Below are 1629 nucleotides of genomic sequence, written 5' to 3'. Positions count from 1 at the left end.
GGACCATTGGTAGGCAATTGCGCTTAAGAAATCTTGGCGGGATTATCATTCTCGACTTCATCGATATGGAGGATGAGGAACATAAGCGCCAGGTTCTACGAATGTTAGAGAAAATGCTTGAGCGAGACCATGCACGTACAACGGTAAGTTGCGTTTCAGAGCTTGGCCTGGTTGAAATGACACGTAAGCGTACCACTGAAAGCTTGGGGCAAACCTTGTGTGAGCCTTGCCCTGTATGTGATGGCACTGGTGTGTTAAAGACCGCTGAAACAGTCTGTTATGAAATTATGCGTGAGATTCTCAGGGTGAATCGTGCTTATGACGCAAATATCTATTTGGTTATGGCTTCGCAAAACGTGATTGATCGCTTACTCGATGAGGAGTCTGACAATGTTGCTGACTTGGAAACCTTCATTGGCAAGCAAATCAAGTTTCAAGTAGAAGTCATGTATAATCAGGGACAATTTGATGTAGTCTTAGTCTAGCGTGACAATGTGAAGAATAAAATACTGAAAATCATTAGGATTAAGTTAATAACGATTGCCTTTTCGGTATTATTTCTGGTTGCCTTGTACGTACTCGGGCTAAGAATAGCCAGTATATTTCTTGAAGACTACCGTCCTGATCTAGAGCGTTACCTATCTGAGTTAAGTGGTCAGCGTGTTGAAATTCGTCAATTGAACTCTGCTTGGCGTGGTCTTGACCCAACGCTCAATATTCACGGCCTTAGCGTCAACGGGCAGAGCTACGCTTATGTTGGGCGTATACGTATACAGGCTTCATTCCTCAACTCTCTTCTTAATCTCCAGCCTTCTATCAAGGAAATCATGATTGAGCATACTGAGCTTAGTATGCAACAGTTTGAGGATGGTGCCTGGTCCGTCGCTTCAACACCGGTAGATTTAAAAGAATTGTTACAGCAGCAAGAGAAGGCGACACCAACTGCCTTGCCAATAGATATAGAAGCTCTACTTGGGCAAGCGAAAATCTACCTTAACGATTTAAGCCTCTCCTTACATAACAATAAAGGCTTGGTTCAAACTCTTAGAATTCCCAACAGCTCCTTAACTTACCACGATGATAGTGTCTTCATTAGCGGCTCGATTCGAGAGTCTGACAGTGCTAGTTCCTTATTATCTTTTTCTCTGGAAGGTAAGGGCGTGTTAACTGAATCAAGAATGAAGACTAGCTTATATATCGAAGCACGCTCCGCTGAATTCTTTGGTAAATTGCTACAAGTTTATAGCTGGGAAAGTCTATCAATTGATGATATTTCCGCAAGCACGCGTGCATGGTTAGAATTCGAAGGGTTTAGTCTTACATCAATTCAAGGCAACCTTCAGCTAAATGAAATGAATTGGCGTGCGGGGGAACAATCCGTTCCGCCAATACGAAACCTGGCTTTCGATTACCATTGGCAAAAGAGCAATCAGGGTCAGAATATGTCTGTTTACGGCCTTAATTTCTCCTGGAAAGGGAGCTTGTGTCAAAGCGATGTTATTAATATTAACAGTGATGCATCGCAAACAAAGGTATCGATGTCAGAACTCGATATTTACTGTCTTGCTCAATTGGGGCTCGCGTCTGGGCTTTTGTCAGATAATCTTCATGATCGTCTTGAGATTAGTC

At 42.8% G+C, this 1629-nt stretch carries 2 protein-coding genes; both read left to right on the top strand.

Annotated elements, in window-relative coordinates; genetic code table 11:
- On the top strand, window positions 1-485 hold a 485-nt coding region (locus A3757_RS20000), incomplete at its 5' end, for a ribonuclease E/G (RefSeq protein WP_197470151.1).
- A gap of 9 nt (window positions 486-494) precedes the next feature.
- Window positions 495-1629 (top strand): hypothetical protein (locus A3757_RS19995; RefSeq protein ID WP_156506443.1); only part of this gene is annotated, 1135 nt, incomplete at its 3' end.

It is taken from the genome of Oleiphilus sp. HI0117, from assembly GCF_001635235.1.
The sequence above is the reverse complement of the archived record's forward strand: the minus strand, read 5'-3'. Positions and strand labels throughout refer to the sequence as shown.